The sequence below is a fragment of the Pseudokineococcus marinus genome (assembly GCF_013004605.1).
Classification (GTDB): domain Bacteria; phylum Actinomycetota; class Actinomycetes; order Actinomycetales; family Quadrisphaeraceae; genus Pseudokineococcus; species Pseudokineococcus marinus.
Genome location: NZ_JABEMA010000313.1, coordinates 1 through 3479 on the forward strand (window position 1 = coordinate 1; position 3479 = coordinate 3479).

Here is a 3479-nt window from a genome sequence, read left to right on the forward strand (position 1 = left end):
GGTGAGGTGGTCGAGCTTCTCGGCGGACGCGTCCGTGCGCGGGTCGGCCGTGTAGACGGCGTCGACGCCGTTCTTCGCCATGAGGACGACGTCGGAGTGGGTCTCGAGCGCCCGCTGCGCCGCGACGAGGACCGCCGCCCCGCCGGGGCCCCCGCTGTCGGTCGTCACGACGACGCCGACGCCGCGGTCGACCATGAGCGCGACCTCGCCGTCGACGTCGCCGGCGCGCCGGCGGAGGACGACCTCGCACCCGGCCGGCAGCGGCGGCCGCGGCAGGCGCGGGACCCGCAGGACCAGGCGGGGGCGCTCCAGCCGCCCGAGGGCCCCGAGGTCGCGGGCCCCGCCCGCCACGAGGGCGCGCTCCCACGGGCCGTCGCGCAGGACCTCCGCCGCCGCGTCGAGGTCGGGCACGGGCCGCCAGTCGTCGCCGGGCTGGGGCAGCCAGGCCGGGCGGTCGAGCAGGAGCAGGGGGACGTCGACGGCGGCGCACGCCGAGACCGCGGTGCTCGTGATGCGGGCCGAGAAGGGCGACGTCGCGTCGACGACGGCCCGCACGTCGTGCTCGCGCAACCAGGCGGCGAGGCCCTCGGGGCCGCCGAAGCCGCCGCGGTGGACCTCACCGGGCGGCGGGACGGGCACGTGGCGGTCGACGGGCAGCGAGCTGGTGACCCGGACCCCGGGCGCGTCGACGAGGTCCACGGCGAGCGCCTGGGCCACCGTCGTCCCGCCGAGCAGGAGGACGTGGTGGGCTGCGGGCTGCACGCCCCCATGCTCGGGCACCGCGCGCGGGCGCGGCGCGGTCGTCGCGCAACGATGCGGTGACGACCGCACGGCCGCCGCTCCGCCCGCCGGTGGCTACCGGGGGTCGCGGGGGCCTGCGCCGGCGGACCCGCCCCGCGAGCCGCCGTGACCGCTCGTGCCCAGCGCCTTCCCCAGGGCGTCCTTGGCCTTCGTCACCGTGGAGGAGTGCTTGCCGCCGGTGCGCCGGTTGACGGCGTCGCCCGCCCGGTCCAGGCCCGAGGACACCTTGTCGGGGTTCTGCGACGCGTAGCTGCGCGCCTTCCCGACGAGCCGACCGATGTTCAGCGCCACGAGATCGCTCCTGTCCGCGCCCGCGGGCGCTCCGTCCGTCGTGCGGGGCCGCGACCGACCCGCTGGGACCAGCGTCGCCGTCCCACCCCGCCCCCGCCACCCGCGCCGCGGGCGACCGGACGGGGCGGCGGCAGAGCAGCTACTGCCCGCCGAAGGCCGGCACCTCGATGGCCTCGGCGCCCTCGCCCAGCGACGCCGGCTGCCCGGTGGCCTCGAGGACGGACCACCACAGGTCGCCGTTCGGGTCCACGCGGTTGCGCGTGCTGACGGCGAGCTGGATGGGGATGTGGACGAAGCGCCGCCGCCACCGCCCGACGACCATGTTCGTGCGCCCGGCCATGGCCGCGTGCACGGCCGCGTGCGCGAGACGCGTGCAGTAGACGCTGTCGTAGGGGTTGGCGGGGACGCTGCGGATGACGTAGCTCGGGTCGATGTACCGGAGGTTGAGCTCCATGCCGTGGGCGGCGAAGTCCGCCGTGATGCGCTGGCGCAGCAGCCGGCCGACGTCCTGGAGCCGCTTGTTGCCGCTGGCGTCGACGAGCCCGCCCTCGGCCTCGGCCTCGGTGAAGAGCTCCTGCCCGGCGCCCTCCGCCGCCACGACGAGGGCGTGGCCCTGCGAGCGCACCTTCGCGCGCAGCACCTCGAGGAAGCCCCCCGGCCCGTCGAAGGCGAAGGGCACCTCGGGGATGAGGACGAAGTCGGCGTCGTTCTGGGCGAGGGCCGCGTAGCAGGCGATGAAGCCCGAGTGCCGGCCCATGAGCTTGACGACGCTCACGCCGCCGGGCGCCGAGCGCGCCTCGACCTTGGCGCTGCGGATGGAGCGCGTCGCCTCGGAGAACGCCGTCTGGAAGCCGAAGCTCTGGTCGAGGAAGGGGATGTCGTTGTCGATGGTCTTCGGCACGCCCACGACGCCGATGGGGCGGTCGCGGCGGCCGATCTCCTCCGCGATGCGCTGGGCGCCGCGCATCGAGCCGTCGCCGCCGATCACGAAGAGGATGCTGATGCCCATCCGCTCGAGGCAGTCGACGACCTGGCCGATGTCCTGCTCGCCGCGCGAGCTGCCGAGGATGGTGCCGCCGAGCGCGGCGATGCCGTCGACCGACTCCACCGTCAGGTCCACGACGTCGTGGCCGTACTCGGGGATGAACCCCTGGTAGCCGTTGCGGAAGCCGTGGATGCGCCGCACCCCGTAGTGGGTCGTGAGCTCCGAGACGAGCGCGCGGATGACGTTGTTGATGCCCGGGCACAGGCCGCCGCAGGTGACGATGCCGACCCGCGTCTTGGACGGGTCGAAGAAGATCTTCCGGCGGGGGCCCGCGGCCTCGAGGCTCGGGAGCTCGCCCTCGCCGCGGCGCTCGGAGGACGAGCGCGTGTCGTCGAAGAGGATGCGGTCGCCCTCCTCCACCGCGTGGTGGCTCGTGCGACGCCGCTCCAGGAGGGGCGCGAGGGGGGACGGGACCGTCCGGGGCCCGAGGGTCCGGACCTCGAAGTCGATGTCCGCGTCGCTGCTCGCCATGCCGGGTCACCTCTCGCCGTCCGTGCTCGTGCCGGTCGGCGCCATCCTGGCGCATCCCGGAGGTGACCCCCGTCACACCCCTGCGGTCGCACCCCGCCGGTCCACCTCGCCCGGCCCCGGGCCGTGCGACCTCGCGCCGGCCCGGCGCCGCGTCAGCGCGGCGCGAGCCCCGCGGCGCGCAGCACCTCGGCGCGCTCGTCGGCGTCGAGGCGGTCGACGTAGAGCAGCCCGTCGAGGTGGTCCACCTCGTGCTGCAGGCACACCGCCGCGAGGCCGGAGGCGGACACGCGCACCGGCTCGCCGCGGACGTCGACGCCGGTGACGACGGCGGAGGTCACGCGCTCGACGGCGGCGACCTCGCCGGGCACGGACAGGCAGCCCTCGTCGTCCGTCGCGCGCCGCGCGAAGACGCCGGGCAGGCGCAGGACGGGGTTCACCACCGTCGCGACGACGCGCTCGCCGGCCGCGTCGGGGCAGTCCATGACGAAGACCCGGGCGTCGACGCCGATCTGGTTGGCGGCGAGCCCGACGCCGTCGGCCGCGTGCATGCTCACGACCATGTCGGCCTCGAGCTGCGCCAGGTCCGCGTCGAAGGCGGTGACGGGGGCGCAGGGGCGGTGGAGCACGGGGTCGCCGTCGAGGACGATCGGCCGGACCCGCCCGACGGGGCCGCCGTCACCGGCGCCCTGAGCAGGACCCGGTCCTGCCGGCGACGGGTCGGGCTGGGCGGGGGGCGGGGTGGTCCCGGACGGCACGGTCTCCTCCTGGCACGACGGCGCCGGGGGTCCCGGCGCGGGCGCCCCATGCTAGGTCCGGGCCGCCGGAGCCGGGCCGCCCCTCCTCACCGCCGAGCGGCGGGGGCGGCCGCCCC

4 protein-coding genes are annotated in these 3479 nt (G+C 76.6%); all 4 read right to left on the reverse strand.

Annotation, left to right across the window (positions count from 1 at the left end; all coding sequences use genetic code 11):
* Window positions 1-762, reverse strand: a 762-nt coding sequence (locus HLB09_RS14625) for a precorrin-6A/cobalt-precorrin-6A reductase (RefSeq protein WP_171204066.1), incomplete at its 3' end; no start/stop codon positions are given.
* 93 nt (window positions 763-855) lie between these two features.
* Window positions 856-1092, reverse strand: coding sequence for an antitoxin (locus tag HLB09_RS14630; protein WP_171204067.1), 237 nt, complete (start codon window positions 1090-1092; stop codon window positions 856-858).
* Window positions 1093-1231: 139 nt separating this feature from the next.
* The gene (locus tag HLB09_RS14635; protein ID WP_171204068.1) at window positions 1232-2608 is read right to left on the reverse strand and encodes an ATP-dependent 6-phosphofructokinase; all 1377 of its coding nucleotides are present in this window, start codon (window positions 2606-2608) and stop codon (window positions 1232-1234) included.
* 152 nt (window positions 2609-2760) lie between these two features.
* Window positions 2761-3255 (reverse strand): peptide deformylase, encoded by a 495-nt coding sequence (gene def / locus HLB09_RS14640; RefSeq protein ID WP_344552456.1) that lies wholly within the window; start codon window positions 3253-3255, stop codon window positions 2761-2763.
* Window positions 3256-3479 lie beyond the last annotated feature (224 nt).